The sequence below is a fragment of the Kitasatospora sp. NPDC004240 genome, assembly GCF_053603215.1.
The window spans coordinates 63,816-88,673 of the sequence record NZ_JBSGFD010000006.1; the positions used below are offsets into that span (position 1 = coordinate 63,816).

The window sequence follows — 24,858 nt, forward strand, 5'->3', positions numbered from 1 at the left end:
GGTGCTCGGCCCCCGCTCAGCTGCCGGCCGGTTCGCCGAGCAGCTCGGCCCACATGTTCGGGAAGTCCGGCAGGGTCTTGGCGGTGGTGGCCACGTTCTCCACCTGGACGCCCTCCACGGCCAGGCCGATGACGGCGGCCGCGGTGGCGAGGCGGTGGTCCTCGTAGGTGTGGAAGACGCCGCCGTGCAGGGCGCGCGGGCGGATCCGCAGACCGTCCTCGGTCTCGGTGACGTCGCCGCCGAGGTCGTTGATCTCCTTGGCGAGCGCGGCGAGGCGGTCGGTCTCGTGCAGGCGCAGGTGCGCGATGCCGTACAGGTGGGACTCGGAGTCGGCGAGGGCGGCGACCGCGGCGATCACCGGGGTGAGCTCGCCGACGTCGTGCAGGTCGGCCTCGATGCCGTGGATCCGGCCGGTGCCGGTGAACTCCAGGCCCTCGTCGGTGAAGCGGCAGCTGCCGCCCATCCGGGTGTAGATCTCGCGCAGCTGGTCGCCGGGCTGGGTGGTGTGCTTCGGCCAGTCGCGGACGGCCACCCGGCCGCCGGTGACCAGCGCGGCCGCGAAGAACGGCGCGGCGTTGGACAGGTCGGGCTCGACCACCATGTCGCGGCCGAGCAGGGCGCCCGGGGTGACCCGCCAGACGTCCTTCTCGCCGCCGTCCTCGGGGGCGTCGACCTGGACGCCGGCCAGGCGCAGCATCTCGACGGTCATCCGGATGTGCGGCAGCGAGGGGACCGGGCCGCCGACGTGGCGGATCTCGACGCCGTTGTTGTAGCGGGCGCCGGAGAGCAGCAGCGCCGAGACGAACTGGGAGGAGGACGAGGCGTCCAGCTCCACCGGGCCGCCGTCCAGCGCGCCGGTGCCGTGCACGGTGAGCGGGAAGGAGCCGCGGCCGCCGTCGTCGATCCGGGCGCCGAGCGCGCGCAGGGCGTTGATCACGCCGTGCTGGGGGCGCTCGTAGCAGCGCGGGTCGCCGTCGAAGTGCACCGGGCCGTCGGCGAGGACGGCCAGCGGGGGCAGGAAGCGCATGACCGTGCCGGCGTTGCCGACGTCCACGGCGGCCGGGCCGCGCAGGGACTTGGCCGGGATGACCCGCCAGGCCTCGCCGCCGCCGGTGCCGCCGCTGTCGTTGTTGACCTGCTCCTCGATGCCGACGCCCAGGGCGCGCAGGCCGTCGGCCATCAGCTGGGAGTCGCGGCTGCGCAGCGGACGGCGCACCCAGCCGGGCTCGTCGGCGAGCGCCGCCAGCAGCAGGGCCCGGTTGGTGACCGACTTGGAGCCGGGGATGGTGACGGTGGCGTCAACGGAGGTGGTCGCGACGGGGGCGGGCCACAGGGTCTCGGTCATGGGGCAAGTTTAGGGGCCGTACGGGAACTGTCCCCGCCCGTGGCCGCATGCCGGGACGGCCGTGGTCAACGGGTGCGCGGGGTTCGGTGGCCGCCCCGGCGGTGCCCGGCCGTCCGGCGCCCGCCCGGTGGCCCGTCCGGCGCCCGCCCGGTGGGAGGGGCGCGCGGTCAGCCGGTGGTGAACGGCAGCAGCAGGCGGGCCGCGCCGACGGCGAGGCAGGCCAGGGCGGTGATCAGGAAGAGGGCCACCCAGGCGAGCGCCGGGACGCCGGTGAGGCGGGCCAGCTGGTCGGCGTCCGAGTCGGGGGCGCGGCCGCGGCGGCGCTCCTGCTGGAGCTCCAGCACCGGGCGGACGCCGCCGAGCAGCAGGAACCAGATGCCGAGGTAGGCGAAGCCGGCCTGGAGCTCGGGGCTGCCGAACCAGGAGACCAGGACGAAGGCGGCGCCGGTGAGCAGCACGGAGAACACGCCGAAGGCGTTGCGGATCCGCACCAGCAGCGCGAGCAGCAGCAGGATCACCAGCCACAGCAGCAGGGTGATCCGGTTCAGGCCGAGCAGCACGGCCCCGCCGAGGCCGAGCAGGGCGGGCGCGGTGTAGCCGGCGGCGGCGGTGAACACCATGCCGGGGCCGCTGGGGCGGCCGTAGGAGAGGGTGAGCCCGGAGGTGTCGGAGTGCAGGCGGATCCCGGCGAGCCGGCGGCCGGTGAGCCGGGCGACGAGGCCGTGGCCGCCCTCGTGGGCGATGGTCACCGCGTTGCGGGTCAGCCGCCAGACCGGGCGGAGCAGCACGGCGAGCAGGGCGACCGCGCCGGTGGCCAGGGCGAGCCAGCCGGGCGGGGCGGGCTGGGTGCCGGCGACCCGGTCCCACAGCTCGCCGAGGTGCTGTCCGTCCACGCCGTCCTCCTGTCCCGCCCGCCCCGCGGGCCGTTCTCGCCGGGAGGCCTGGGCCGTCCCGGGCCCCGCAGCCTCCCACGGGAGGACGGCCGGGCGACAGGGGCCGGTTCTCGCGTGGCAAGCTGACGGCATGTGTGGTCGCTTCGCCGCCGGCACCGGACCCGAGGACATCGTCGAGCTGTTCGGCGTGGAGCAGTGGGATCCGGCCGAGACGCTGGCCCCGAGCTGGAACGTGGCGCCGACGCAGCGCGCCTTCGTGGTGCTGGAACGGATGCCCAGGGGGGCGCCGGAGCCGGTGCGGCAGCTGCGGGTGCTGCGCTGGGGCCTGGTGCCGCAGTGGGCGTCCTCGCCGGAGACGGCGGTGAAGATGATCAACGCGCGCGCCGACACCGTCCACGAGAAGCCCGCGTACCGCCAGGCCTTCGCCTCCCGCCGCTGCATCCTGCCGGTGGACGGCTACTACGAGTGGCAGACCGTGCAGGAGGGCCGCGGCAGGCCCCGCAAGCGGCCGTTCTTCGTGCACCGCGCGGACGGCGCCCCGCTCGCCCTGGCCGGGCTGTACGAGTTCTGGCGCGACCGGGCGGTGCCCGCGGACCACCCGGAGGGCTGGCTGGTGACCTTCACCGTGGTCACCACGGACGCCGAGGAGCTGCTGGCCCCGATCCACCCGCGGATGCCGCTGTTCCTCGACCGCGAGGCGTACGACGACTGGCTGGACCCGCGGGTGGACGACCCGGAGCGGCTGGGCCGGCTGCTGATACCCCCGCCGCCCGGTGCCCTGCTGGCCACCCCGGTCTCGCCGGACGTCGGCAACATCCGCAACGACCACCCGGAGCTGACCCGGCCGTGGACCGAGCCGGTGACCACCCTGTTCTGACCCGCCCGCCGCCCCCGCCCGCCGCCCCCCGTACGCCCCTCCCGTACGCCCTTCCGGAGCGCCCCATGACCACCGAGCTCGTCGCCACGCCCGCCGGGGACGCCCGGATCACCGACCACCCCGCGGCGGCCCCGAAGGGCCTGCTCGCCCTCGGCCACGGTGCCGGGGGCGGCATCGAGGCCGCGGACCTGCGGGCGCTGGCCGCCGCGCTGCCGCCGCTGGGCGTCTCGGTGGCGCTGGTCGAGCAGCCCTGGCGGGTGGCCGACAAGCGGCTGGGCCCGGCGCCGAAGACCCTGGACACGGCCTGGCGGCCGGTGACGGAGCGGCTGGCCGGGCGGGGCCTGCCGCTGGTCGTCGGCGGCCGCAGCGCCGGCGCCCGGGTGGCCTGCCGGACGGGCGCCGACACCGGGGCGGTCGGGGTGCTGGCGCTGGCCTTCCCGCTGCACCCGCCGGGCCGGCCGGAGAAGAGCCGGGCCGAGGAGCTGCTGGGGTCCGGGCTGCCCACGCTGGTGGTCCAGGGCGGGGCGGACCCCTTCGGCGGGCCGGAGGAGTTCCCGGAGTTGCCGCAGGGCCACCGGCTGCTGCCGGTGCCGTACGCGGGGCACGGGTTCGCGGTGCCCCAGCGGGCGCCGCTGGGGGCGGACGAGGTGCTGGAGCTGATCACCGACGGGGTCGCCGGCTGGCTGGCGGAGCTGCTCGGGTCCGGGCGCCCCGGGGCGGGCCGGGGCTGCTGACCACGGCTTTCACGGATCCGCCGGGTCTGTTGCGCCGTTCGGGTGAATGTGGCGGGCGGGGCGGGAATGCGGACGGCGCCGGGTTGGTTGACACCCTCGTCAGCTTGAGTCCCGGTGAGAGGCAGCACAGATGGGTTCGATCGCGTGCCCCGAGCGGCCCGAGGAGCGCGAGGCCGCCACGGCCTTGGCACCCGCGTGGTCGGACTGGATTGTCGCGGGCGAGAAGCCCGTCAGCCCGATATCCTCCATTTCGGGGCGGCCCGCAGTGGGCCGTGTTCGCCATGCCGAGGAGGTGGGTCCGGTCGTCGGGACCGAGCACGAGGCCGAGCCGGGCGAGGGCCTGGGGGAGGGCCTGCCCGCGGGTGAAGCGCTCACCGGTGAGGAGCTGGCCGAGGCGATCGGTGAGGACACCTTCCGGGTGTCGGCCGAGGAGAGCGAGGAGGCCCGGCGGGAGCGCTTCGAGCGCGACGCCCTGGGCTACCTGGACCCGATGTACTCGGCCGCCCTGCGGATGACCCGCAACCCGGCCGACGCGGAGGACCTGCTCCAGGAGGCGTTCGCCAAGGCGTACGCGTCCTTCCACCAGTTCCGCGAGGGCACCAACCTCAAGGCCTGGCTGTACCGCATCCTCACCAACACGTTCATCAACTCGTACCGCAAGAAGCAGCGGGAGCCCCAGCGCACCGCCGCCGAGGAGATCGAGGACTGGCAGCTGGCCCGCGCCGAGTCGCACATGTCGACCGGACTGCGCTCGGCCGAGACCCAGGCGCTCGAACACCTCCCCGACAGCGATGTGAAGGACGCCCTCCAGGCCATCCCGGAGGAGTTCCGCATCGCCGTCTACCTGGCGGACGTCGAGGGCTTTGCGTACAAGGAGATCGCGGACATCATGGGTACCCCCATCGGTACGGTGATGTCCCGGCTGCACCGCGGCCGCCGTCAGCTGCGCGGCATGCTGGAGGATTACGCCCGTGAGCGCGGGCTCGTCCCGGCCGGCAGCGGGGCAGGGCAGGAAGCGAAGGGCTCGGGCTGATGAGCTGCGGCGATCCGCACGACACCGAGTGTGGCGAGGTCCTCGACCACCTCTACGAATTCCTCGACAACGAGATGGCCGAGGGTGATTGCGCCAAGCTGCGCGTGCACTTCGAGGAGTGCTCGCCGTGCTTGGAGAAGTACGGCCTGGAACAGGCCATCAAGGCACTGATCAAGCGCTCCTGCGGGTGCGACGACACCCCGGCGGACCTCCGCGGCAAGGTGCTGGCCAGGATCGACTCGATCCGGGCCGGGCAGCGCACCGGCGAGCCGCTGGTGGTCGCCGTCGACACCTCGGTCGAGGTGCACGCCGACCTGGCGGACGAGCCGGCCACTCGGCAAGCCCCCGCCGAGGCGGTGGGTCAGGAGCGGTAGCGCCCCCGCCCGTACGGGCGCGGCGCGGCACCACCATGACGTGAGCACGGGCACGGCCCCGGGAGCGGACGACGGCTCCCGGGGCCGTGTCGCGTCCGCGCGGCGGGCACGCAACCTGCGACGCGGGCGTGCCGCTTTCGGGCCCTGTTCGGGTCACTTCTGCGACCGTCACTCGTTCGAGTGAGTTGGCGGTGCGCCAGCTGCGGCATTCCGCGATCAAGCGTCTCCACGCCGGAGCGTCGGCCTATCCTCTGACGGACGCTCACCGCCGGGCCCTCCCGGCGTGCTGAGCGGCGCGGGTCAGGTACGGCGGGGAGGTCGAGATCGCTACCGACAGTGGAGGCGCAGCCCTGCCGCAGGGCGCCGTGCGGTACCTCGTCGCGGTCCCGGTCGCCGCGCTCGGCTGCCTGCTGCCGCTGGTGCCGGTGGCCGTCCCGCTGGGCACCCCCGGCTGGCTCGGCGCCCCGGTCGACTGGCCCAAGGTCGGCCTGCTGGCCTTCCTCCACGTGTGCTGGGAGTCGCTGGCCCAGGGCCTGCCCACCCCCTGCCTCAAACTGGTCCGGACCCTGCTGCGCCGCCCGCCGCCGGCCGTGCGCGGCCCGTCCCGGCCCAGCGTGAACGCCTTCTTCCCGGTGCTGTTCGCCGGAGTGCTGATGCTGCCCCCGGCCGCCGCCGCCCTGGTCGCCGTCCCGGCCGGACTGCTCGGCCACGCCGAGCCGCACTGCCGGCTGCGCCAGCTGTGGAACGCCGCCCAGCTCGCGCTCTGCGCCTTCGTCGCGTCGGTGGTCTTCCACCAGCTGTCCGGGCCGCAGCTGCTGCTCGGCTCGCGCTTCCCCGCCGCGCTGCTGCCGGGCCTGGCCGCCGTGGCCGCGTTCTGCCTGGTCAACGGGGTGCTGGTGGGCGGCATGCTGATGCTGGCCGAGGGCCGGCGCCCGGCCGTGCTGCTGCGGGGCCTGCGGGCCGTGCTCGGGCTGCCGGTGCTGGTGCACGCGGCCGGCGGGCTGATGGTCGCGGTGCTCTGGCAGGGCCCGTACGGCGCCTTCGCGGCGCTGCTGGCGCTGCTGCCGCTGTCGATCTCGGCCTGGGTGTTCGCCCAGGGCCACCGGGAGCGCGACGCCCACCGGGCCACCGTCCAGGCGCTGGTGCAGGCCGTGGAGATCAAGGACTCGTACACCCGGGGGCACAGCGAACGGGTCGGCAAGGCCGCCGTGCTGATCGCCCGCCAGCTGGGGATGGAGGCCGAGCGGCTGCGCACGCTGGAGTACGCCGGGATCCTGCACGACGTCGGCAAGCTGGGCGTGGCCACCGAGCTGCTGCGCAGAAACGGTCCCCTGAGCGAGGCCGAGCGCCGGGCGGTCGAGGTGCACCCGGTGCACGGGTACGAGCTGGTGCGCGGCATCGCGTTCCTCGGCGAGGCGCACGCCGGGATCCTGCACCACCACGAGCGGATGGACGGCCGCGGCTACCCGAGCGGGCTGGCGGGGGAGCGGATCCCGGAATTCGCCCGGATCATCTCGGTGGCGGACGCCTTCGACTCGATGACCTCCACCCGCTCCTACCGGCGGGGCCGGCCGGTGACCGAGGCGGTGGCGGAGCTGGAGCGCTGCTCGGGCAGCCAGTTCGACCCGGTGATGGTCCGGGCGCTGATCGACGCGCTCGCCGACTTCGACTGGCAGCCGGTGCTGCCGCCGGCCGACGGTTCGATCCGCGCGGTGCCGGACATCCCGCTCGGGGTGCCCGAGCCGGTCCGGGCCCCCGGCCGGGGGGTGCCGGCCCAGGGCGGCGGCGTGCCCACCGTGGGGCCGCAGTGACCGGCCCGGCCGCGGCGACCCGGGCGACGGCCGGGCGTACGGCGGGCGGCCTGCTGCGGTTCACCGGGTGGACGGACTCGCGCGGCGCCGCCGCGGTGCACCTCGCGGCGGGCGCGCTGCTGGCCGCGTCCTTCTGCTCGGTCGCCGTCTGCGGGGTGGTCCAGCCCCGGGTGGCACTGGCCTTCACCGCGCTGATCGCGCTCGGCGAGTGCGTCCGGATCACCCTGCCGGGCGACCGGGAGCAGGCCCCGATCGGGGCGGCCGGGGCGCTGGCGTACGCGCTGCTCGGGCCGCTGCGCGGGCTGCCGACCTCGCACGGGGTGCTCCAGGTGGTGGCCGTCACCGGCGCCGGGCTGCTGCTGGCGGTGGTGCCGGGCGCGGTGCTGCCCCGGGCGGTGCTGCCGCCCGCGCTGCGCCGCCGCCGGCGGCTGCCCGGCCTGGATCCGCTGCGCCGGGACACCACCGCCCGGCGGCTGCTGAGCGTGGGGTTCGCCGCCGCCGTGTTCCAGCCGCTGTACAACAGCGGTCTGCTCGACCGCTGGTCGCCGACCGGCCCGGCGTACGGGGCGTTCCTGGCCCTGGTGGCGGCGCTGGCCGCGCTCTGCGACGCCACCCTGGCGGCGGTGCTGCGGCGGGCCCGCAGCGGGCTGCGGTTCCCCGCGGCGCTGGAGGACGAGCTGCGGGCGCTGCCCGGGATCGGCTCGGCGATCGCCGCCACCGGGATGCTGGTGGGGCTGGCGGCCGGCGAGGTGGGGATCTGGGCGCTGCCGCTGTTCTGCGCGCCGCTGCTGCTGGCCCAGGTCTCCTTCCGGCGGGCCGCCGCCGTCAGGGCGACCACCGGGCAGACCATCGCGAGCCTGGCCAAGGCCACCGAGGTGGCCGGCTACACGCCCCCCGGCCACGCCCGCCGGGTCGCCGACACCGCCTGCGCGCTCGGCCGGGAGCTGGGGATGGGCTCGCGCGAGCTCGCCCTGCTGGAGTACGCGGCGCTGATGCACGACATCGGGCAGCTGTCGCTGGTGGAGCCGGTGCCGGACGGCGCGACCGCGGTGCTGCCCGACGAGGAGCAGCAGCGGATCGCCCGGCTGGGCAGCGAGGTGATCCGCCGGACCGGGGTGCCCCGCAGGGTGGCCGACCAGGTCGCCCGGCTGGCCGACCCCTGCCACGGGCCGGACGGCGGCCACGACCGCAGCCTGCCGCTGGCGGCCCGGATCATCCGGGTGGCCAACGCCCACGACGACCTGCTGACCGCCGCCCGCGGCCGGGGCGTGGGGGAGGCGGTGGGGCGCCTGGAGGTGCTGGAGGTGCTGCGGCTGGGGCGCGGGCGCGTGTACGACGCGCGGGTGGTGGACGCCCTCGCGCGGGTGGGCGGCGGAGGGTGACGCGCCGGCGCGCGGCCGGATGACGCGCCGGTCCGCGGCCGGGTGATGCGCCGGTGCGCGGCCGGGCGGGGGCCCGTTGGTGACGGTGTGTGACCGGCGGCCCGGGATCGGGCGGGACCGGCGGGGCTCCTGGGGTTGAGGCGGCGCGGCGGGGCGGGCAGGCTGGAGAGGGGACGGGCCCGGGATGCGGGCCCGACCGTGGGCAGTGGGGAGCGCGGGCGGCCACGGGCGTGGTTGGATGCGGTCGTAGCGTGGAACACCGACCCGGGGCACCGGGACTTCCGGTGCAGGACTGAGCGGACGACGACGGCAGGGACGGAACGTGAGGATCTTCCACCGGGCACGGCACCGGCCGTCCGCCACCTGGCGGCAGACGACCGACCGGGCCTTCACGCTGATCGGCGACGGCCGTTACGAGGACGCCGGTGCGCTGCTGGTGATGGCCGCCGATCTGGAGCCGTGGCTCTCCGACTCCTGGTTCAACCTCGCCCTGCTGCACAAGTTCCGCCGCGACTGGGAGCAGGCCCGCTCGGCCGGCCTGCGGGCGGTCGCCCTGCTGGACCGCGAGCAGGGCGCCCCCGACTGGTGGAACCTCGGCATCACCGCCACCGCCCTCCAGGACTGGCCGCTGGCGCGCCGCGCCTGGCAGGCGTACGGCCTGCGGCTGCCCGGCGGCCCGGGCGAGCGCCCGGACGGCCCGGTCAGTCTGGACCTGGGCACCACCCCGGTGCGGCTGTCCCCGGACGGTGAGTCCGAGGTGGTCTGGGGCCGGCGGCTGGACCCGGCCCGGATCGAGGTGCTCTCCATCCCGCTGCCCTCCTCGGGCCGCCGCTGGGGCGAGGTGGTGCTGCACGACGGCGCCCCGCACGGCGAGCGGGTCACCGACGGGGTGGCGTACCCGGTGTTCGACGAGATCGAGCTGTGGGCGCCGTCCCCGGTGCCGACCTTCGTGGTGCTGCTGCAGGCCGCCACCGCCGCCGACCGGGACGCGCTGGAGCGGCTGGTCGCCGAGGCCGGGTACGCGGCCGAGGACTGGACGTCCTCGGTGCGGCTGCTCTGCCGGGCCTGTTCGGAGAGCCGGATGGCCGCCGACGACGGCCACACCGCGCACCACGACCCGCACGACGACGGCGACGCGGCCCACCCGGGCCACCTCAGCCACCTCAGCCAGGGCGGCGCCGCGGGGATGTCCTGGCTGGTGGAGCGGGAGTGCGGGATCGCCGCCCCGGCCTCCCTGGTGCGCTCGCTGCTGGACCGCTGGGTCGCCGGCTCCCCGGGCAGCCGGGCCTACCGCGATCTCGAAGAAGTGTGCTGAGGGCGGCAACTACCCTGGTGAGGTACACCCGGACGATTCACGGAAGCGAAGCGGAAGCGACATGGCGGACCAGCACGAGCACGACCACGAGCACCAGCACGGTGAGGAGGACAGGCCCGCGAAGGTGGTCGGCACGGAGCCGGACCTGAGCAAGGGCACCGCCCGTCCGATCACGGTCGTCGGCAACCCGGTGCTGCACAAGGAGTGTCAGGACGTCACCGCCTTCGACGGCGAGCTGTCCACGCTGATCGACGACATGTTCCAGTCGATGTACGCGGCCGAGGGCGTGGGCCTGGCCGCCAACCAGATCGGCGTCGACCTCAAGGTCTTCGTCTGGGACTGCCCGGACGACGACGGCGTGCGCCACGTCGGTCACATCGTGAACCCGGTGCTGGAGGACGTCCCGCCCGCCCGCCGGGTGCTGGACGACGGCAACGAGGGCTGCCTGTCGGTCCCCGGCGCGTACGCCGAGCTGCCGCGCCCGGACTGGGCCGCGGTCACCGGCCAGGACAAGGACGGCAACGAGGTCCGGGTCGAGGGCACCGGCTTCTTCGCCCGCTGCCTCCAGCACGAGACCGACCACCTGAACGGCTTCCTCTACATCGACAAGCTGTCCAAGCGCGACCGCAAGGACGCCCTGCGGCAGATGTCCGAGCAGACCCCGCGCTACGCGACCGTGCCGAACGAGTAACGGCCGAAGGCGTGTTGAAGGCCGGCGCGGTGGGACCGCGCCGGCCTTCGTCATGCCTGGATCCGTGGTGTCGGGGCTCCGGACGAACTACGGCTGGACGAACAGCCACTCCGGGCCGTAGGTGAAGCGGGGGTCGGCGGGGAGCTTGATGCCGTTGATCTTCTGGGCGGCGCGGCGCATCAGCCCCATCGCCCCGATGGCCGGGCCGATCTCGCCGGCCCCGCCCGCGCCCCAGGCGTCCTGGAGGGAGCGCAGCATGTCGCTGTAGTGCTGGTTGAACTCCTGCAGGAGGGCGGCGGTGGTCTGGTCGGGCTCGTTGCCGGGGGAGTTGGCCCAGCCGCCCGCGGGGACCCTCCCGACCGGGGAGGTGTCGGGCAGCGGGACGTCGGGACCGTTGAAGTCGAACTTCCCCGTCTGGGGGTCGCGGACGAGCTTCTTGCCGACCGCGATCTCCTTGAAGGCGTAGTAGTGCGCGAGTTCGCCCGGGGCGCCGGGGAAGGGGTTCTCCGGGGAGGCGTCGGTGCCCTCACCCTGGGTCTGGATGACGTGGATGGCTGCGAGCACGTCGTCGATGGTGTTCATCGCGACGATGTCGTTGCCGGCGCCGTGGCTCGATCCGAGCGGGAACTCCACCTGCCGCTCCCCCGTGATCAGGTGGGCGAAATTGGGGAAGACGTCGGCGATGCGCTGGTAGAACGCGCCGATGGTGTTGCCGTCTTCCGCGAAGGCGAGCGGGTGCTCGGGCTTCTCGATGTCGGCGAACAGGCAGGCCGAGTCCCGGGTCAGCCCGCTGAGGAACACCTCCAGGCCGGGGTTGACGCCGCCGGGCAGCTGGCCCGGGTACTTCGGTACGGTGGCGGGGTCGGTGAGGACGACGGTGCCGCCGATGGTGGTGAGCATGTTGCAGACCAGGCCGAAGTGCGACATCTCGTCGAAGACGATCTCGCGGATGGTGTGCCGGACCGGCTTGCTGTTGTCCGGGTCGGTGATCGACCAGAGGGCGGTGGCGTAGGGCGGGATGGTGGAGAGTTCCAGCATGATCGCCCGCTGGAGCGCCTCCTTGAGCTCCTGCTCGGTCCAGTCCTCCTCCGCGATGTTCATGAGCTGGACGATCGCGTCGCTCCGGTAGTCGAGGATTCCGGTCGTCACGGTGGGCCCCTTTCGGTTCGGCTGTCGGCCGGACCGTACTCGGGGGAGGATCGTATGCGGACGTCTGTGGCCGGTATGGTCCGGGAGTTCATCCGGACGAGCGAACGGTGTGCTCCTTCGCGGCGACCTCGGCCTCTCTCGCGGCGACCTCGGCCTCCAGTTCGGCGATCGCGCCGGTGAGCCACTCGCGTTCGGCGCGGCCGGTCGCGCGGGCGATCAGCAGCATGCCCCGCCGGTAGCGGTTCGGCTCCCGCTCGGCGGCCACCGGGCTGCCCTTCCGGTCGTGGAAGAAGCTGGTGGGTTCGTCGAGGAAGGCCAGCCGGCGCCGCAGTACCGCGAGTTGGTCGGCGGGGTCGGGCAGCCGGTCGAGGAAGGTGAGCAGGGTGAAGAAGCGCAGCTGGTCGGAGATCTCCAGTGCGGACGGCTCGCGCAGCCGTCGCCGCAGCTCCGCCCGGCCCTCGTCGGTGAGTTCGAGGGTCTGCCGGGGTGCCGCGCCGCTGCCGGGCCCCTCCCGGCGCAGGAGCTGTCCGGCCTTCTCCATCCGGGTGATGGCGGGGTAGAGCGCGCCGTCGCTGACCGGCTTGACGTGGCCGGTGAGCCGGGTCAGTCGGGACTTCAACTCGTAGCCGTGCAGGGGCTCTTCGTCGAGGAAGCCGAGGATCGCCAGGGTCAGCACGCGCTCTCCCGATCGCTTGTGGGGTGGCCTCCGTCATGCTATCTCTTATCGAGCTACCTCGAATCGAGGTAGCTCGAATCGAGGGGGATGGGCGTCGTGAGGGCGGACCTGAGGCGGCTGGGCGCACTCGCCGGGCCGGTGTACGCGGAGCTGCTGTCCGGCGTGGTCGCGGCGCTGATCAGCACCTTCTGGGTGGCCGGCCTCGGCGGCGCGGCGGTGGCGACCGTGACGCTCGCCGCGAGCCTGGAGAACCTGCTGCTCGGCCCGGTGCTGGTGGTCGGCTCGGGTGCCGCGCTGCTCACCGCCCGGGCGGCGGGCGCGGGCGACGCGGTGGCGGCGCGGGGCACCGCCCGTACGGCCTGGCGGCTCTGCGCGGGCGGCTCGGTGCTGATCGCGGTGCCGGGGGCGCTGTGGCGGGCGGAGCTGGCCGGGCTGTTCCTGGACGGGCCGGCCGTGGCGGCGGCCGACGGCTACCTGCTGGTGGCGTTCCTCGGGTTCCCGCTGTTCTTCGCGCAGAAGGTGGCCGACGACCTCTTCAAGGGCACCGGGGACACCCGCACCCCGATGCGGATGGCACTGCTCTCCAACGCCCTGCTGCTGGTGCTGGACCCGCTGCTGATCCGCGGCCCGCTGGGGCTGACCGGTGCGGCAGTGGCCTTGGTCGGCTCCCGGGCGGTGGCGCTGGCCGTGACGGCGGGGCTGCGGTTCCGGGCCGGCGGGCGGGCCCGTACGCAGGCGGCGCCGGTCGGGCCACTGCTGGCGGCGGGCGCGCCGCTCGGCGTGGACTTCACGGCCCGGATGGCCGTCGGAACGGCCCAGCTGGGGCTGATCTCCTCCTTCGGCGTCGCGGCGCTGGCCGGGTACGGGGTGGGGTACCGGGTGCTGCTGGTCGCCACGATGGCCTTCTACGCGGTGCGGCAGGCGGCGTTCATCGAGACCGGGCGGCGGCTCGGGCGGGGCCTGCCGGGTGACGGGCTCGCGCGGAGCACGGCGCTGCTGGCGGGCGCGGTGGGCGGCGCCTTCGCGGTGCTGTGCGCGGCGGCGGCGGTGCCACTGACCCGGTTGTTCACCTCCGACCCGGCCGTGGTGGCCGAATCGGTGGGCTTCCTGCGACTGATGGGCCTCTACCTGGTCCCGTACGCCCTGGCGGTGGCGCTCGGCGGGGTGCTCCAGGCGTCGGGCCGCGGCCGGGTGCTGGTCACGGCGACGGTGCTCGGGTTGGGGGTCCAACTCCTCGCCGGGTACGGCCTGTCGCGGCTGCTCGGAGTGGACGGGATCTGGCTGGCGATGACGCTCAGCGCGGTGGTGCAGGTGGCGGTGATGGGCAGTGGCCGGGTTCTCGCCCGGTCAGCGCGGGCAGGGGATGCCAGGGTGGGCGGCGTTGGGGCAGGCGATCACGTAGTGGCCGGTCCAGCGGCTGTCCGAGGTCCAGCGGGCCCAGACGACATCGGCGGCGTTCTCCAGTCGTTCGATGGCGTGCAGCCGCCGGGTCTCGGTGGGGAGCCAGGGGTCGCCGCCCGGAGTGTGCGCCTCGTACTGCCCGACGAGCCAGTCCGCCGCGGCGGGGGCGGTGCGCCAGGTGCCCCGGATCTGTGAGGCCGGCCGCAGCAGCCACCAGCCCGTCATCATCGGCGGGAGTTCGGAGAGCCGGAACGCGTCCGGCGTCCACGGGCCGGCGCTCCGACTCCTTCGCCATCAGCCGGCCGTCCCCGGCCCACTCGTAGCCGTGGTAGTGCTGCAAAGGTGCATCTCCTCGCGGGCGTTGGAGGTCCGGCTGCCCGCACGCGGGTGCGGCCAGCCGGGAGGGTGGTCGGGATGTCAGACCGACAGGCCGAACCGCGCCGGGTCGATCCCGGCGCGTGTCAGCTCCTCCGTGGTGAACAGCAGGGGCCCGCGATCAGGCCGCTTGCTGTCACCCAGCGCGAAGACCCCCGGGGAGTCCGGCACGGCCCCGAGCGTCACGCACGTCTCGGTGTCGTCACCCCCACCCTGATTGCCACCGCACGCACGGCTGAAGTGGATCCGGGAGAGGTCGAGTTCGTAGAGGTCGCGCTCGGTCATCGCCTGCACCTTCCGATGATGTGGAGGGGCACGCAACGGCCCCACCCCGCCCGGGATTCCGGACGGCGGAGCCCAACGCTAGAAGGCCGGAGAGCCCAATTGCGCACGCTTTCCCGTCCCCGAAAGAACTCCTCCCGGGCCGGTCTGAGCAGGCCGAAGTCGGCCGCGCAGGAAGTCGGCCTGGCCGACTTCCTGCGCAGTAGCCAGCGGAATTGTCCCTACGGGGCATCCCGATGACGGAAAGCCCAGTCACGAAGCTGCGCCCGTGCGTCGTCGCCCCAGATCGCATATCCCTCGAAGGTGCGGAAGGCGTCAAGGTGCACACGGACGTCACCGGGATCACGGAACACGAGGACGCCTGCGGCCACCTCAGCGGTGACCAGGGCAGAGTCGTAGACGGTGAAGACGTTCATCGGGGGGAGCGGCAGATGGCCGGCGGACGGGATCACTCCAAGCCGAACGCTCGGCAGGAGCGAGACCGCTGCGAGGTGGTCGAGCTGCGCGGCCATGGTCTGAGCCGGTGCCAGCGGCCAGAGGCAGGCCTGCTCCGTCAGGACGAAGGTGAAGTGCTTCGTGGTGTCCCGGAGCACGGTCTGCCGCTCCAGCTTCCTGGCGATCAGCTTCGAGTGGTCGCCGGGGATCATCGCCAGACTGGCGCTGGTGTACTCCGGGGTTGAGAGCAGCCCGGTGATCATGGCAGGCAGGAAGTACCGGAGCTCGGTCGACCCCCTTTCAAGGGTTTCCAGCTCGGTCTGCTTCCTGTCCGTTCCCTTGCGGAGGATTGTCCTGGAATCCTGCCATTCCACCTGCACGGTCGCTGCTGAATCGGACCTGTCGTCCATCACACCTCTTCGGCTTTCTGTTGGCCGCAGGATCTGCCCATGTGGTTGGGTCGTTCTCCGTTCAGATGGCTTGGTACTCCCCGAAGGGCGCGGCGTGTGCCTGGGCGATGTCCCGGTACCGGAGGTATTCGTTCAGACGGTCGTCGGGCAGCAGTTCGGCGCCGATGAACTGCCCGGTGTCGGTGTAGTGCATCCGGTAGACCCGGGTGTCGTCGAACATCCAGAAGTCGTGGTCGGGCAGTCCGGCCACGGTCTGCTGGGCCGTGTCGATGATGCCGATCGATTCGCCGGCCGTGATGTTGCCGGGGTACGCGGCCAACTCGTACCGGAGGTAGTCCGACAGCGGAGAGCGGAGGACATGCACGCGCCCCACCTGCTTGCCCAGATCCGTCATGGAGCGAACCCACGGGTTGTCGGAGCACTCGGGCGGCAGGCCCTTGCCCGCGAGGAAATCCTCGAACTCCTCGCGCTCCTCGTCCACGTCGTAGACGGCCAAGGTTTCGAGCCGGAATGCCGTCCGCTCGAACGTCTCGAAGAGCCGGCTGAAGTCTTCACCCTTGAGCACATGGTCTCCTGTGTTCGTCGCCTCGGACAATGGTGTGATTCCAGTTGTCGGAGGACAGGTCCGGGCCGATGCTCCCTACGGCCCGCCGGGCCGTAGGCGGTCTCCTCGCCGGCGGCCTGCGGGAGTTCCCGCATGCCGCCCCGAGCCGTGTTCTGTTCACTCGCCGTGCTCGGCCCACCAGTCCGTGAACGGGACGGAGTTGGCCAGAGCGATGTCACGGTACTTCTTGAACAGGGCGACCCGGTCGCCGGTGGTGAAATCAGCCCCGAGGTACTTCCCGTGGCCGTCGTAGTTCATCTCGGCACCGGTCTCGTCATCGAAGAGCCAGAAGTCCGGCGCCCCGGCGACGGGATTCTCCCGGTCGGTGACGTCGAGGATGAAGAACTCCTCGCCGGCTTCCATGTTCCGGTGGTACCCCCAGCCGAGCTCGAACCGGAGGTACTCGGTGAGCGGGCGCGCTAGGACGTGCACCCGGTACATGCGCCTCCCGGCCCGAGTGGCATCGGCCACCGTCGTGACCCAGTCGGCGGCCTTGAAGTCCTCCGGCTGTTCCTCGCCGGAGAGGAAGGCGTGATACGCGCTCACTCCGCCGGACTGGCTGTAGTCGTCCAGTGTTTCCAGCCGGAAGGCCTCGCGGTTGAACTCCGAGAACCAGTCTCCGAGGGTCTTGGGTGAGGTGGTCACGTACGGTCGCCTCCTGGATCGGGGTAGTGACGATGCTCCCGAACCGGGTCGGGCATCGGCAAGAGGTGCATGTTTCCGGTACTGGAAACCGGTCCAACTTCGAACGATTGAACGAGACTTCGGCGATCGGGCCGGGGCCTTGGTCGGCGGGCCCCTGCGAGTCGCAGGGGCCCGCCGGAACTCAGGGGTGATGGGTGGTGATGGTGATCGGGTGGGCGGTCCAGGTGGTGAGGTCGCCGATGTAGAGGGTGACGCTCCAGTGGCCGTGGCGGGCGAGGCGGCGGGCGACGCCGCCACTGTTGCCGGGTCCGATGCAGAGGCGGACGAAGTCCCGGTGGGCCTCCCGGTCGAGCAGTGTGCGGACCCGTTCTCGCAGGACGGGCAGCGCGTGATCGAGGTGTCTCCAAGGTGATGGCGCAGGCTGTGGTTGAAGGTTGCGGTTGGATGTCTTCGCGTTTCGATGGCGCGCCGCCAGGGAGCATGGGCATGACGTCATCGTCCATGGGGGGACTTCTTCGATGAACGCGTTAGACGATCTTGCGTCCACGGTGGTTCAGCTGTTGTCGACTGCGGGCACAGCAGCAGCCACCGGTACCGGAACCGCTGCGGCGACCATGGTGGGGGACCTGGTCCGCAGCCGGCTGACCGGCGCGGGCCAGGGCCAGACGGTGGCCGCATTCGAGTCGGCCCCGCAGGACCCCACCGCCCAGGCAGCTCTTCACGGTGCCTTGGTCGCGGTGCTGGCCGCAGACCAACCGTTCGTCGTCTACCTGACCAGCGTCATGCCGGCGCCGGAGACCGCAGCGGGGTCGGCGCAGACGGCGCCGGCGAACGTGGCGTCCGGCGGGGGCGTCACCATCCAGGGGAGCGGGAACAAGGTCCGGGGTAATCTCGCCGGCCGGGACCAGATCATCAACAACATCCGCAGCGGTGACCGCACCACCCTGGTGATTCTCTCCGCGGTCATCGTCTTGCTCCTGGTAGCGGCCGTCTACGGAGGCAATCGGCTGCTGGCCCCGTCGTCGGCCGAGAGCAATCCGCTGAGCGACGCCCGCGCGGTCCAGGCCGTTCTGCCCGCCCAGCAGGACCTGCCCGCCGGTTGGGAGATCGACCCGACCACCCCCGGCTACACGAAGTCGGCCGAAGAGTGCACCAGCGGAATCGACCAGCTGTGCCGCGGCGTGGTCGGCCTCTCGTACGTGAGATACCGGACGGCCGAATCGGCCCACGTCAAGATCCCCGCCATCGTGGAATTCACCGCGACGGCCTACTCGACCGAGGGGGACGCGGCCGCCGCGTACACAGCCACTCCCAAGCATCGCAAGCTGCTGGAGGTCAAAGCCCTCGGCGACCAGTCGATCGCCACGGAGAACGGCAGCGACAAGGAAGCCCTCGTACGAGCGGGAACCGTCGTTGTCGAGGTCCGGCTGTTTCCCTCCGACTCCTATGGCCCCAGGCCGGAGACTGCTGACCTGGACAAGTTCACGCGCATGCTCGTCGAGCGGGCTCAACAAGCCCAGACCGGGAAGTGAGCTTCCCCCGGCTGCGCGGGAGGTGGTCATTACCTGGTCAGGACGGTGTGGGTGGTTCGACGGCCACTGGTTCGACCGTCGCCCGGTGGGTTTAGTGCTTCGCCTCGTACTCGTCCGGGCTGAGCCGTCAACAAGTTCAAACACCACTCGTGCAGCTTCGATCCCTGTGAAGCCACGTGAACCGCCGGAACGCAGTGGGCCGATCGGCTAGCGTCCGAGCCATGCATACGGAGACCTCTCAACCGGCACTGCCCGAGCATGAACTGGTAACCACCAGCACCACCGTCGTCTACACGAACCGCTGGATGACCGTACGCGAGGACACGACTCTGCGGCACGATGGTGCCGAGGGCATCTACGGTCTGGTGGAGAAGCCTGACTTCGCGCTGATCGTCCCGTACGCCGACGGCGGGTTCCATCTTGTCGAGCAGTACCGGTACGCGGTCAAGGGGCGCTACTGGGAGTTCCCCCAAGGCTCCTGGGAGGACAAGCCGGAGGCGGACCCGCTCGCCCTCGCCCGCGGTGAACTCGCCGAGGAGACCGGGCTGACCGCCGGCGCCATGACGCCGCTGGGGCACCTGTTCGCGGCATACGGATTCTGCGACCAGGGCTTCCACGTTCTCCTTGCAACGGACCTCACCGCCGGCGAGACCCACCTCGATGAGACGGAGGCAGGTCTGATCAGCCGCTGGTTCTCCGAAGCGGAGGTGTGGCAGCTCATAGCCGAGAGCCGGTTCAAGGACGCCCCCTCCATCGCTGCCCTGGCCCTCTTCCAGCGCCATCGCGCAGAGCATGGCGAATAGCAGCGCCACGCTCACACCGGCGAACCGGGCAGGACCCGGCATGGCAGGCAACGGCACGGCGGCAGGCCGATGTGAAGACCCTGGTAGGACCGGTCTCACCACCTGATGGTTTGTGGCTTCCCCGGCCCGGCGCTCGTGCCGGGCCGGGGGAGCGGCTCAGGGGCGATGGGTGGTGATGGTGATCGGGTGGGCGGTCCAGGTGGTGAGGTCGCCGATGTAGAGGGTGACGCTCCAGTGGCCGTGGCGGGCGAGGCAGCGGGCGACGCCGCCGCTGTTGCCCGGCCCGATGCAGAGGCGGACGAAGTCCCGGTGGGCCTCCCGGACGGGCAGGGCGCGCACCCGTTCCCAGAGAACGGGCAGCGCGTGGTCGAGGCTGGGGAACAGGACGGGCGCCATGAGGCCGGTGATTCTGGCCCGGACGACGCTCACGGGGCGGACTCGGCGGCGACGTGGCACCACACGAACTTGCCCACCCCGCCGGGACGCGGCGACCAGCCCCACTGGACGGCGAGTTCGCGCACGAGGTGCAGGCCGCGGCCGGACTCGGCGTGGGCGGCCGGGCGGGGGAGAGCGGCGGGGGGCGTGGTCGAGGCGTCGTGCACCTCGATGCGGAGCAGCCCGCCGGCGAGCTGGAGCCGGAGGTAGAGGAGGCGCCCGCGCGGGACGGCGGCGTGCCGGACGGCGTTGGTGACCAGCTCGGAGAGCAGCAGTTCCCCGGTGGGGAGCAGGAGTTCGCCGCCCGGGAGACCGGAGAGGAACGCGCGGAGCTGCTGCCGGGCGATCCCCGGCGAGCGAACGCTGCGCGGGAGCCAGCAGGTGTGTTCGGTCGGGGCGGGGGGAGTGGTCGTGGCGATTTCGGGCACGGCGGAGCCACCTCCGGGTGTGTGGGTGCGATGAGAGCGGCTGAGGGCAAAGGAATGCCCGGGTAGCGACGCCATGATCACTATGTGATGACATGGCGGCTACGTTGAGTAGCATGCTCTTGCTGACTTCCAGAGTGCAAGTCCCCACTTTGGAAGGGTTCAAAGATTGTTGCTGCGGGCAGGGCGCGGCAGACTGGCAACCCACATACCCGACGGAAGGTCAGGCGCGTGCCGGTCAACAGGAATCCGACGGTCCGACAGCGACGGCTCGCCCGAACGCTCAAGGAGCTCCGGGTTGCCGCCAAGTTGACGATCGCCCACTCGGCGAGACACCTCGCCTGCGCCGAGAGCAAGATCAGCCGGATCGAGGCCGCGCAGTCGGGTGTCCGGCTGGTGGATCTCCGGCTGTTGCTGGACCTGTACGGCGTGACGGACACCGCGACCCGGGCGCAACTGGAGGATTTGGCCCGCGAAGGGCGGACTCGCGGCTGGTGGGATCGATACTCGGACACCCTGTCGCCGCTGTACGCGGACTACATCTCGTTGGAAGCCGACGCGGCCGACATGTACAGCATTCAGACGCTTGTTGTACCCGGAATCCTGCAGACGAAGGACTACACACGCGCGGTTGTTCGGGCTCAGATCGAGGATGCAACCTCGGAGCAGGTTGAGACTCTGACCGCGGTCCGGCAGGAGCGTCGCGCCGTGCTTTCACGCGAGATGCCGCTGCGGGTTTGGGCTGTGCTGTCGGAGTCGGCGCTCAGGCACCAGATCGGGGGTGTTGATGTCATGCAGGAGCAGCTGCGGTTCCTCGTTGAAGCTGCCGAACAGCCGAACATCAACATTCAGGTGCTTCCCGAAGCCTCGGACGTGCACGCGGCACTGTTCGGGCCGATGACCATACTGAGCTTCCCGGATTCCACCGAGACCGACGTCGTCTATGTCGACAGTCTGCTCAGCACGTTGTACATGGAAGAGCCGGATGAAGTGCGGAAGTACGCGGCTCTGTTCCGTCGGGCCTTGGCGGAGTCGTTGCCTCGGACGGAATCGGCCACCCTCATCGAACGCATTGCCAAGGAGAAGGTCGAGAGGTCATGAGTGCCGTGTTGAACGTTGACCCAGCTGGCGATTGCTGGCGCAAGTCGTCCTACTCGGGTGCGCAGAGTGAGTGCGTGGAGATCGCCGTCGATGCGCCTGACGCCGTGCCCGTCCGGGACTCGAAGGACCCGTCCGGGCCGGTGCTCAGGTTCTCGCCGGTGGCCTGGGCATCTTTCATCGTGGCGGTCAAGGATGGAACGATGTCGTCCTTCTGACCGGAATGGCGCTGCCCCCGCAGAGGTGTCCGCGGGGGCAGCGGTGGCAGACAAGGGATGTGACACGCATGAGCGTTCTTAAGTCCGTCGGCCAGGCTTGGTACAAGAGCAGCTATAGCGCCCAGGCCGGCGATTGCGTGGAGACGCGGATCGAGGGCGGGGGAGTGGCGGTTCGGGACTCCAAGGCGCCGACGGGGCCGGTGTTCGTCTTCGACCGGCAGGCCTGGGAGTCGTTCGTCGCGGCGGTCAGGGACGGGGAGATACCGTCCGTCTGAACCCCGGAACGGGCGACGGCCCCCGCGGAGGTGTCCGCGGGGGCCGTCGTCGTTCCGTCCTTCGTTCCTAGAAGTCGTCGTCGAAGGAGACCGAGCCCTCGACGGCGACCTGGTACGCCGAGACGCGGCGCTCGAAGAAGTTGGTCAGCTCCTGGACGTTCTGGAGCTCCATGAAGCCGAACGGGTTGGTGGACCCGTAGCGGATGGGCAGACCCAGGCGGGCCAGGCGCTGGTCGGCCACGGCCTCCAGGTACTGGCGCATGGACTCGGTGTTCATGCCGGGCAGGCCCTCACCGCACAGGTCCTGGGCGAACTGGAGCTCGGCCTCGACGGCCTCCTCCAGCATCTCCGTCACCTGCTTCGCCATCTCCTCGTCGAAGAGGTCCGGCTCCTCCTCGCGGACGGTGTCGACCACCGAGAACGCGAAGTCCATGTGCATCGACTCGTCGCGGAACACCCAGTTGGTGCCCGTCGCCAGCCCGTGCAGCAGGCCGCGGCTGCGGAACCAGTACACGTAGGCGAACGCCCCGTAGAAGAACAGGCCCTCCACGCACGCCGCGAAGCAGATCAGGTTGAGCAGGAACGCCCGCCTGTCCTCCTTCGTCTGCAGCGAGTCGATGTGGTCGACCGCGTTCATGTACTTGAAGCAGAACTGCGCCTTCTGGTGGATGGAGGGGATGTTCTCCACCGCCGCGAAGGCCGCCGCGCGGTCGTCCGGGTCGGGCAGGTAGGTGTCGAGCAGCGTCAGGTAGAACTGGACGTGCACGGCCTCCTCGAACAGCTGCCGCGACAGGTAGAGCCGCGCCTCCGGCGAGTTGATGTGCTTGTAGAGGCTCAGCACCACGTTGTTGGCGACGATCGAGTCGCCCGTCGCGAAGAAGGCGACCAGCCGCCCGATCATGTGCCGCTCGCCCTCGCTCAGCTTGGCGAGGTCGGCGACGTCGGAGTGCAGGTCCACCTCCTCCACGGTCCAGGTGTTCTTGATCGCGTCCCGGTACCGGTCGTAGAACGACGGGTAGCGCATCGGGCGCAGGGTCAGCTCGAACCCGGGGTCGAGCAGCATCTTGCGGTCGTCGGCGGTGGGCATTACTGGCAGGCCTCGCAGGACTCGGGGTTCTCCAGGGAGCAGGCCAGCGCGGCCTCCTCCTCCGGGGTGAGGGTCGGGGCTCCCACGGTCGGGGCGGCCACCGGCGCGGCCGTACGGGCGGCACCCGAGGCGGCCTGGGCGATCCGGGTGGCCGGGCGCGAACGCAGGTAGTAGGTGGTCTTCAGACCGACCTTCCAGGCGTACGCGTACATCGAGCTGAGCTTGCCGATGGTCGGCGCCGCCATGAAGAGGTTCAGCGACTGGCTCTGGTCGATGTACGGCATGCGGGCCGCCGCCAGGTCGATCAGCGCGCGCTGCGGCAGCTCCCACGCGGTGCGGTACAGCGAGCGGACCTCGGCGGGCAGCCATCCCAGCTCCTGCACCGAGCCGTTGGCGTCGCGCAGCGCGTCCCGGGTCTGCTGGTCCCAGACGCCGAGCTCCTTGAGCTCGCGCACCAGGTACGGGTTGACCTGGAGGAACTCACCGGACAGCGTCTCGCGCTTGAACAGGTTGGACACCTGCGGCTCGATGCACTCGTACACGCCGGCGATGGAGGCGATGGTCGCGGTCGGCGCGATCGCCAGCAGCAGCGAGTTGCGCAGGCCGGTGACGGCGATCCGCTCGCGCAGCGCCGACCAGCGGTCCGCCCACTCGGGCGCGGCCGTCGGGAAGTGGTCGATGTGCAGCTCGCCGCGGGCGGCGCGGGTCTCGCCGTACGCCTCGTGGCGGCCCAGCTGCTCGGCCAGGTCGGCGGAGCGCTCGTAGGCGGTGAGCATGATGCGCTCGGAGATCAGGGTGGACAGGCGCGCGGCCTCGGCGGAGTCGAAGTCGATCCGCAGCTTGAAGAAGACGTCCTGCAGGCCCATCACGCCGAGGCCCACCGGGCGCCAGCGGTTGTTGGAGTTGCCGGCCTCGGGGGTCGGGTAGAAGTTGATGTCCACCACGCGGTCGAGGAAGGTCACGGCGGTGCGCACGGTGGCGTCCAGCCGCTCCCAGTCCATCGCGTTCAGCAGGTCGCCGGCGCCGGCGCCGTCGGCGACGTGCGCGCCCAGGTTGACCGAGCCGAGGTTGCAGACCGCGGTCTCGGAGTCGTCGGTGACCTCCAGGATCTCGGTGCAGAGGTTGGAGGAGTGCACCGTGCGGCCCGGCAGGGCGGTCTGGTTGGCGGCGCGGTTGGAGGCGTCCTTGAAGGTCATCCAGCCGTTGCCGGTCTGCGCCAGGGTGCGCATCATGCGGGCGTACAGGGTCTGCGCGGGGATGGTGCGCACGGCCTTGCCGGCCAGCTCGGCCTTGCGGTACGCCTCGTCGAAGTCGGCGCCCCACAGGTCGACCAGCTCGGGGACGTCGGCGGGGGAGAACAGCGACCAGTCCTCGTTGGCGTTGACCCGGCGCATGAACTCGTCCGGGATCCAGTGCGCCAGGTTGAGGTTGTGGGTGCGCCGCGCCTCCTCGCCGGTGTTGTCGCGCAGCTCCAGGAACTCCTCGATGTCCGCGTGCCAGGTCTCCAGGTAGACGCAGGCCGCGCCCTTGCGGCGGCCGCCCTGGTTGACGGCGGCGACCGAGGAGTCGAGGGTGCGCAGGAACGGCACGATGCCGTTGGACTTGCCGTTGGTGCCGCGGATCAGCGAGCCGCGCGAGCGGATGCGCGAGTAGGACAGGCCGATGCCGCCGGCGTGCTTGGAGAGCCGGGCGATCTGGGCGTAGCGCGAGTAGATCGAGTCCAGGTTGTCCAGCGGCGAGTCCAGCAGGTAGCAGCTGGACATCTGCGGGTGGCGGGTGCCGGAGTTGAACAGCGTCGGGGAGCTGGTCAGGTACTCCAGACGGCTCATCAGCCGGTACAGCTCGGCGACCTCGGCGACCGACTGCTCGTTGTCGCCGACCGCCAGGCCACAGGCGACGCGGAGCAGGAAGTGCTGGGGGGTCTCGACGACCTTGCGGGTGATCGGGTGGCGCAGCAGGTACCGGGACTGCACGGTGCGCAGGCCGAAGTACTCGAAGCGGTCGTCGCCCTGAGCGTCGATCAGCGCGTTCAGCGCGTCGGCGTGCTTGGCGACGAAGGCGGCGGTGGTGTCGCCGATCAGGCCCTCGGCGTGGCCGACGGTGATCGAGTCGGCGAAGGTGACCGAGCCCTGGCTGACGGCCTCGTCCACGATCTCCAGGGCGAGCAGGCGGGCGGCCAGCTTCGAGTACTGGGGGTCCTCGGCGATCATCGACGCGGCGGCCTCCACGGCCAGCCCGCGCAGCTCGGCGAAGTCGGAGCCGGCGTGGCGGCCGCGCAGCGCGGCGGCGGCGACATGGCCGGGGTCCACCTGAAGGAGATCGACGCTGCGGTCGGTGAGCAGCCGCAGGAGCGCGCCGCCGGGGTCGGAGACCGTCGGGTCGGCGGGGGCGGAGCTGGAACCCTGGGTGGGCAGGGTGGCTGAGGCAGCGGTGGTCAAGGCGCTCTCTCCTGGCGGCGATCGGCGGCGGTGGATCGGGTCGGCCGGGACCGTTCGGGGCAGGGGAGCACGACGCGATCGCCCTGCGGCATCGCGTGACGGTGACATCCCCGGC

The 24,858-nt window shown here is 71.9% G+C and carries 27 protein-coding genes; 14 read left to right on the forward strand and 13 right to left on the reverse strand.

The genetic code is table 11. The features are described 5' to 3' along the window. Window positions 1–16 precede the first annotated feature (16 nt). Together aroA and ACWEQL_RS03090 are read right to left on the reverse strand one after the other, a co-directional pair. On the reverse strand, window positions 17–1,345 hold the full coding sequence (gene aroA, locus ACWEQL_RS03085) for a 3-phosphoshikimate 1-carboxyvinyltransferase (protein WP_452148394.1): 1,329 nt from the start codon (window positions 1,343–1,345) through the stop codon (window positions 17–19). Window positions 1,346–1,512: 167 nt separating this feature from the next. After that, the gene (locus ACWEQL_RS03090; RefSeq protein WP_452148395.1) at window positions 1,513–2,238 is read right to left on the reverse strand and encodes a M50 family metallopeptidase; all 726 of its coding nucleotides are present in this window, start codon (window positions 2,236–2,238) and stop codon (window positions 1,513–1,515) included. Between the two features lie 130 nt (window positions 2,239–2,368). Between ACWEQL_RS03090 and ACWEQL_RS03095 the strand changes: the two genes are divergently transcribed. From ACWEQL_RS03095 to def, 8 genes are all read left to right on the forward strand, one after another. Further along, window positions 2,369–3,115, forward strand: a complete 747-nt coding sequence (locus tag ACWEQL_RS03095; RefSeq protein ID WP_452148396.1) for an SOS response-associated peptidase — start codon at window positions 2,369–2,371, stop codon at window positions 3,113–3,115. Window positions 3,116–3,180: 65 nt separating this feature from the next. Next, window positions 3,181–3,849, forward strand: a complete 669-nt coding sequence (locus ACWEQL_RS03100) for an alpha/beta hydrolase family protein (RefSeq protein ID WP_452148397.1) — start codon at window positions 3,181–3,183, stop codon at window positions 3,847–3,849. Window positions 3,850–3,979: 130 nt separating this feature from the next. Then, window positions 3,980–4,882: a sigma-70 family RNA polymerase sigma factor gene (locus ACWEQL_RS03105; protein WP_452148398.1), complete on the forward strand. Its 903-nt coding sequence runs from the start codon at window positions 3,980–3,982 to the stop codon at window positions 4,880–4,882. Beyond that, window positions 4,882–5,256: a mycothiol system anti-sigma-R factor gene (rsrA, locus tag ACWEQL_RS03110; RefSeq protein ID WP_452148399.1), complete on the forward strand. Its 375-nt coding sequence runs from the start codon at window positions 4,882–4,884 to the stop codon at window positions 5,254–5,256. Before ACWEQL_RS03105 ends, rsrA begins: the two co-directional genes overlap by 1 nt. Before the next feature lie 365 nt (window positions 5,257–5,621). Then, on the forward strand, window positions 5,622–7,067 hold the full coding sequence (locus ACWEQL_RS03115; protein ID WP_452148400.1) for an HD-GYP domain-containing protein: 1,446 nt from the start codon (window positions 5,622–5,624) through the stop codon (window positions 7,065–7,067). Window positions 7,068–7,162: 95 nt separating this feature from the next. Continuing rightward, complete coding sequence (locus ACWEQL_RS03120) at window positions 7,163–8,449, forward strand: HD-GYP domain-containing protein (RefSeq protein ID WP_452148438.1); 1,287 nt, start codon at window positions 7,163–7,165, stop codon at window positions 8,447–8,449. A 322-nt stretch (window positions 8,450–8,771) separates the two neighbouring features. Beyond that, window positions 8,772–9,764, forward strand: coding sequence for a tetratricopeptide repeat protein (locus tag ACWEQL_RS03125; RefSeq protein WP_452148401.1), 993 nt, complete (start codon window positions 8,772–8,774; stop codon window positions 9,762–9,764). Window positions 9,765–9,825: 61 nt separating this feature from the next. Beyond that, window positions 9,826–10,455, forward strand: coding sequence for a peptide deformylase (def, locus tag ACWEQL_RS03130; RefSeq protein ID WP_452148402.1), 630 nt, complete (start codon window positions 9,826–9,828; stop codon window positions 10,453–10,455). 87 nt (window positions 10,456–10,542) lie between these two features. On the opposite strand, the gene ACWEQL_RS03135 is transcribed toward def, so the two are convergent. Both ACWEQL_RS03135 and ACWEQL_RS03140 read right to left on the reverse strand, forming a co-directional pair. Continuing rightward, on the reverse strand, window positions 10,543–11,604 hold the full coding sequence (locus tag ACWEQL_RS03135) for a ferritin-like domain-containing protein (protein WP_452148403.1): 1,062 nt from the start codon (window positions 11,602–11,604) through the stop codon (window positions 10,543–10,545). A gap of 88 nt (window positions 11,605–11,692) precedes the next feature. Then, on the reverse strand, window positions 11,693–12,280 hold the full coding sequence (locus tag ACWEQL_RS03140; protein ID WP_452148404.1) for a PadR family transcriptional regulator: 588 nt from the start codon (window positions 12,278–12,280) through the stop codon (window positions 11,693–11,695). A 96-nt stretch (window positions 12,281–12,376) separates the two neighbouring features. On the opposite strand from ACWEQL_RS03140, the gene ACWEQL_RS03145 reads away from it, so the two are divergent. Then, a complete protein-coding gene (locus tag ACWEQL_RS03145) occupies window positions 12,377–13,876 on the forward strand; it encodes an MATE family efflux transporter (RefSeq protein WP_452148405.1) in 1,500 nt (499 codons plus the stop codon). 222 nt (window positions 13,877–14,098) lie between these two features. Here ACWEQL_RS03145 and ACWEQL_RS03150 read toward each other — a convergent pair whose 3' ends face one another. The 5 genes from ACWEQL_RS03150 to ACWEQL_RS03170 all read right to left on the reverse strand — a co-directional run bounded on the left by ACWEQL_RS03150 (window position 14,099) and on the right by ACWEQL_RS03170 (window position 16,928). Beyond that, complete coding sequence (locus tag ACWEQL_RS03150; RefSeq protein ID WP_452148406.1) at window positions 14,099–14,341, reverse strand: DUF397 domain-containing protein; 243 nt, start codon at window positions 14,339–14,341, stop codon at window positions 14,099–14,101. Window positions 14,342–14,559: 218 nt separating this feature from the next. Beyond that, entirely contained in the window at window positions 14,560–15,183 is a 624-nt protein-coding gene (locus tag ACWEQL_RS03155; protein ID WP_452148407.1) for a Scr1 family TA system antitoxin-like transcriptional regulator, read from the reverse strand. Window positions 15,184–15,244: 61 nt separating this feature from the next. After that, window positions 15,245–15,748: a DUF6879 family protein gene (locus ACWEQL_RS03160; RefSeq protein WP_452148408.1), complete on the reverse strand. Its 504-nt coding sequence runs from the start codon at window positions 15,746–15,748 to the stop codon at window positions 15,245–15,247. Between the two features lie 156 nt (window positions 15,749–15,904). Next, window positions 15,905–16,432: a DUF6879 family protein gene (locus ACWEQL_RS03165; RefSeq protein ID WP_452148409.1), complete on the reverse strand. Its 528-nt coding sequence runs from the start codon at window positions 16,430–16,432 to the stop codon at window positions 15,905–15,907. A gap of 181 nt (window positions 16,433–16,613) precedes the next feature. Beyond that, window positions 16,614–16,928, reverse strand: coding sequence for a hypothetical protein (locus tag ACWEQL_RS03170; RefSeq protein ID WP_452148410.1), 315 nt, complete (start codon window positions 16,926–16,928; stop codon window positions 16,614–16,616). A 22-nt stretch (window positions 16,929–16,950) separates the two neighbouring features. Here ACWEQL_RS03170 and ACWEQL_RS03175 point away from each other — a divergent pair, with 22 nt between their 5' ends. After that, window positions 16,951–17,964 carry a hypothetical protein gene (locus ACWEQL_RS03175; protein WP_452148411.1) on the forward strand — a complete coding sequence of 338 codons (1,014 nt, stop codon included), beginning with the start codon at window positions 16,951–16,953 and terminating at the stop codon, window positions 17,962–17,964. A gap of 221 nt (window positions 17,965–18,185) precedes the next feature. Then, a complete protein-coding gene (locus ACWEQL_RS03180; protein ID WP_452148412.1) occupies window positions 18,186–18,767 on the forward strand; it encodes an NUDIX domain-containing protein in 582 nt (193 codons plus the stop codon). A gap of 156 nt (window positions 18,768–18,923) precedes the next feature. Here the strand turns inward: ACWEQL_RS03180 and ACWEQL_RS03185 are convergent, their stop codons facing one another. Both ACWEQL_RS03185 and ACWEQL_RS03190 read right to left on the reverse strand, forming a co-directional pair. Further along, window positions 18,924–19,163, reverse strand: a complete 240-nt coding sequence (locus tag ACWEQL_RS03185; protein ID WP_452148413.1) for a hypothetical protein — start codon at window positions 19,161–19,163, stop codon at window positions 18,924–18,926. A 29-nt stretch (window positions 19,164–19,192) separates the two neighbouring features. Further along, window positions 19,193–19,630: an ATP-binding protein gene (locus tag ACWEQL_RS03190; RefSeq protein ID WP_452148414.1), complete on the reverse strand. Its 438-nt coding sequence runs from the start codon at window positions 19,628–19,630 to the stop codon at window positions 19,193–19,195. A 228-nt stretch (window positions 19,631–19,858) separates the two neighbouring features. On the opposite strand from ACWEQL_RS03190, the gene ACWEQL_RS03195 reads away from it, so the two are divergent. From ACWEQL_RS03195 to ACWEQL_RS03205, 3 genes are all read left to right on the forward strand, one after another. Beyond that, window positions 19,859–20,728, forward strand: a complete 870-nt coding sequence (locus ACWEQL_RS03195; RefSeq protein ID WP_452148415.1) for a DUF5753 domain-containing protein — start codon at window positions 19,859–19,861, stop codon at window positions 20,726–20,728. Beyond that, window positions 20,725–20,943, forward strand: a complete 219-nt coding sequence (locus tag ACWEQL_RS03200) for a DUF397 domain-containing protein (RefSeq protein ID WP_452148416.1) — start codon at window positions 20,725–20,727, stop codon at window positions 20,941–20,943. The genes ACWEQL_RS03195 and ACWEQL_RS03200 overlap by 4 nt, the downstream gene beginning before the upstream one ends. Before the next feature lie 68 nt (window positions 20,944–21,011). Continuing rightward, window positions 21,012–21,218, forward strand: a complete 207-nt coding sequence (locus ACWEQL_RS03205; RefSeq protein ID WP_452148417.1) for a DUF397 domain-containing protein — start codon at window positions 21,012–21,014, stop codon at window positions 21,216–21,218. A 67-nt stretch (window positions 21,219–21,285) separates the two neighbouring features. Here ACWEQL_RS03205 and ACWEQL_RS03210 read toward each other — a convergent pair whose 3' ends face one another. Further along, entirely contained in the window at window positions 21,286–22,305 is a 1,020-nt protein-coding gene (locus tag ACWEQL_RS03210; protein ID WP_452148418.1) for a ribonucleotide-diphosphate reductase subunit beta, read from the reverse strand. Next, complete coding sequence (locus ACWEQL_RS03215) at window positions 22,305–24,851, reverse strand: ribonucleoside-diphosphate reductase subunit alpha (protein WP_452148419.1); 2,547 nt, start codon at window positions 24,849–24,851, stop codon at window positions 22,305–22,307. Before ACWEQL_RS03215 ends, ACWEQL_RS03210 begins: the two co-directional genes overlap by 1 nt. Window positions 24,852–24,858: the final 7 nt, after the last annotated feature.

What these genes read in the sequence shown, in the direction of transcription:
- ACWEQL_RS03200 (WP_452148416.1), top strand. Translation starts at nt 20,725, where the DNA reads ATGAGTGCCGTGTTGAACGTTGACCCAGCTGGCGATTGCTGGCGCAAG.
- ACWEQL_RS03215 (WP_452148419.1), bottom strand. Translation starts at nt 24,851, where the DNA reads ATGTCACCGTCACGCGATGCCGCAGGGCGATCGCGTCGTGCTCCCCTG.
- ACWEQL_RS03185 (WP_452148413.1), bottom strand. Translation starts at nt 19,163, where the DNA reads ATGGCGCCCGTCCTGTTCCCCAGCCTCGACCACGCGCTGCCCGTTCTC.
- ACWEQL_RS03095 (WP_452148396.1), top strand. Translation starts at nt 2,369, where the DNA reads ATGTGTGGTCGCTTCGCCGCCGGCACCGGACCCGAGGACATCGTCGAG.
- aroA (WP_452148394.1), bottom strand. Translation starts at nt 1,345, where the DNA reads ATGACCGAGACCCTGTGGCCCGCCCCCGTCGCGACCACCTCCGTTGAC.
- ACWEQL_RS03175 (WP_452148411.1), top strand. Translation starts at nt 16,951, where the DNA reads ATGAACGCGTTAGACGATCTTGCGTCCACGGTGGTTCAGCTGTTGTCG.
- ACWEQL_RS03180 (WP_452148412.1), top strand. Translation starts at nt 18,186, where the DNA reads ATGCATACGGAGACCTCTCAACCGGCACTGCCCGAGCATGAACTGGTA.
- ACWEQL_RS03150 (WP_452148406.1), bottom strand. Translation starts at nt 14,341, where the DNA reads ATGACCGAGCGCGACCTCTACGAACTCGACCTCTCCCGGATCCACTTC.
- ACWEQL_RS03170 (WP_452148410.1), bottom strand. Translation starts at nt 16,928, where the DNA reads ATGACGTCATGCCCATGCTCCCTGGCGGCGCGCCATCGAAACGCGAAG.
- ACWEQL_RS03100 (WP_452148397.1), top strand. Translation starts at nt 3,181, where the DNA reads ATGACCACCGAGCTCGTCGCCACGCCCGCCGGGGACGCCCGGATCACC.
- rsrA (WP_452148399.1), top strand. Translation starts at nt 4,882, where the DNA reads ATGAGCTGCGGCGATCCGCACGACACCGAGTGTGGCGAGGTCCTCGAC.
- ACWEQL_RS03205 (WP_452148417.1), top strand. Translation starts at nt 21,012, where the DNA reads ATGAGCGTTCTTAAGTCCGTCGGCCAGGCTTGGTACAAGAGCAGCTAT.
- ACWEQL_RS03155 (WP_452148407.1), bottom strand. Translation starts at nt 15,183, where the DNA reads ATGGACGACAGGTCCGATTCAGCAGCGACCGTGCAGGTGGAATGGCAG.
- ACWEQL_RS03105 (WP_452148398.1), top strand. Translation starts at nt 3,980, where the DNA reads ATGGGTTCGATCGCGTGCCCCGAGCGGCCCGAGGAGCGCGAGGCCGCC.
- ACWEQL_RS03210 (WP_452148418.1), bottom strand. Translation starts at nt 22,305, where the DNA reads ATGCCCACCGCCGACGACCGCAAGATGCTGCTCGACCCCGGGTTCGAG.
- def (WP_452148402.1), top strand. Translation starts at nt 9,826, where the DNA reads ATGGCGGACCAGCACGAGCACGACCACGAGCACCAGCACGGTGAGGAG.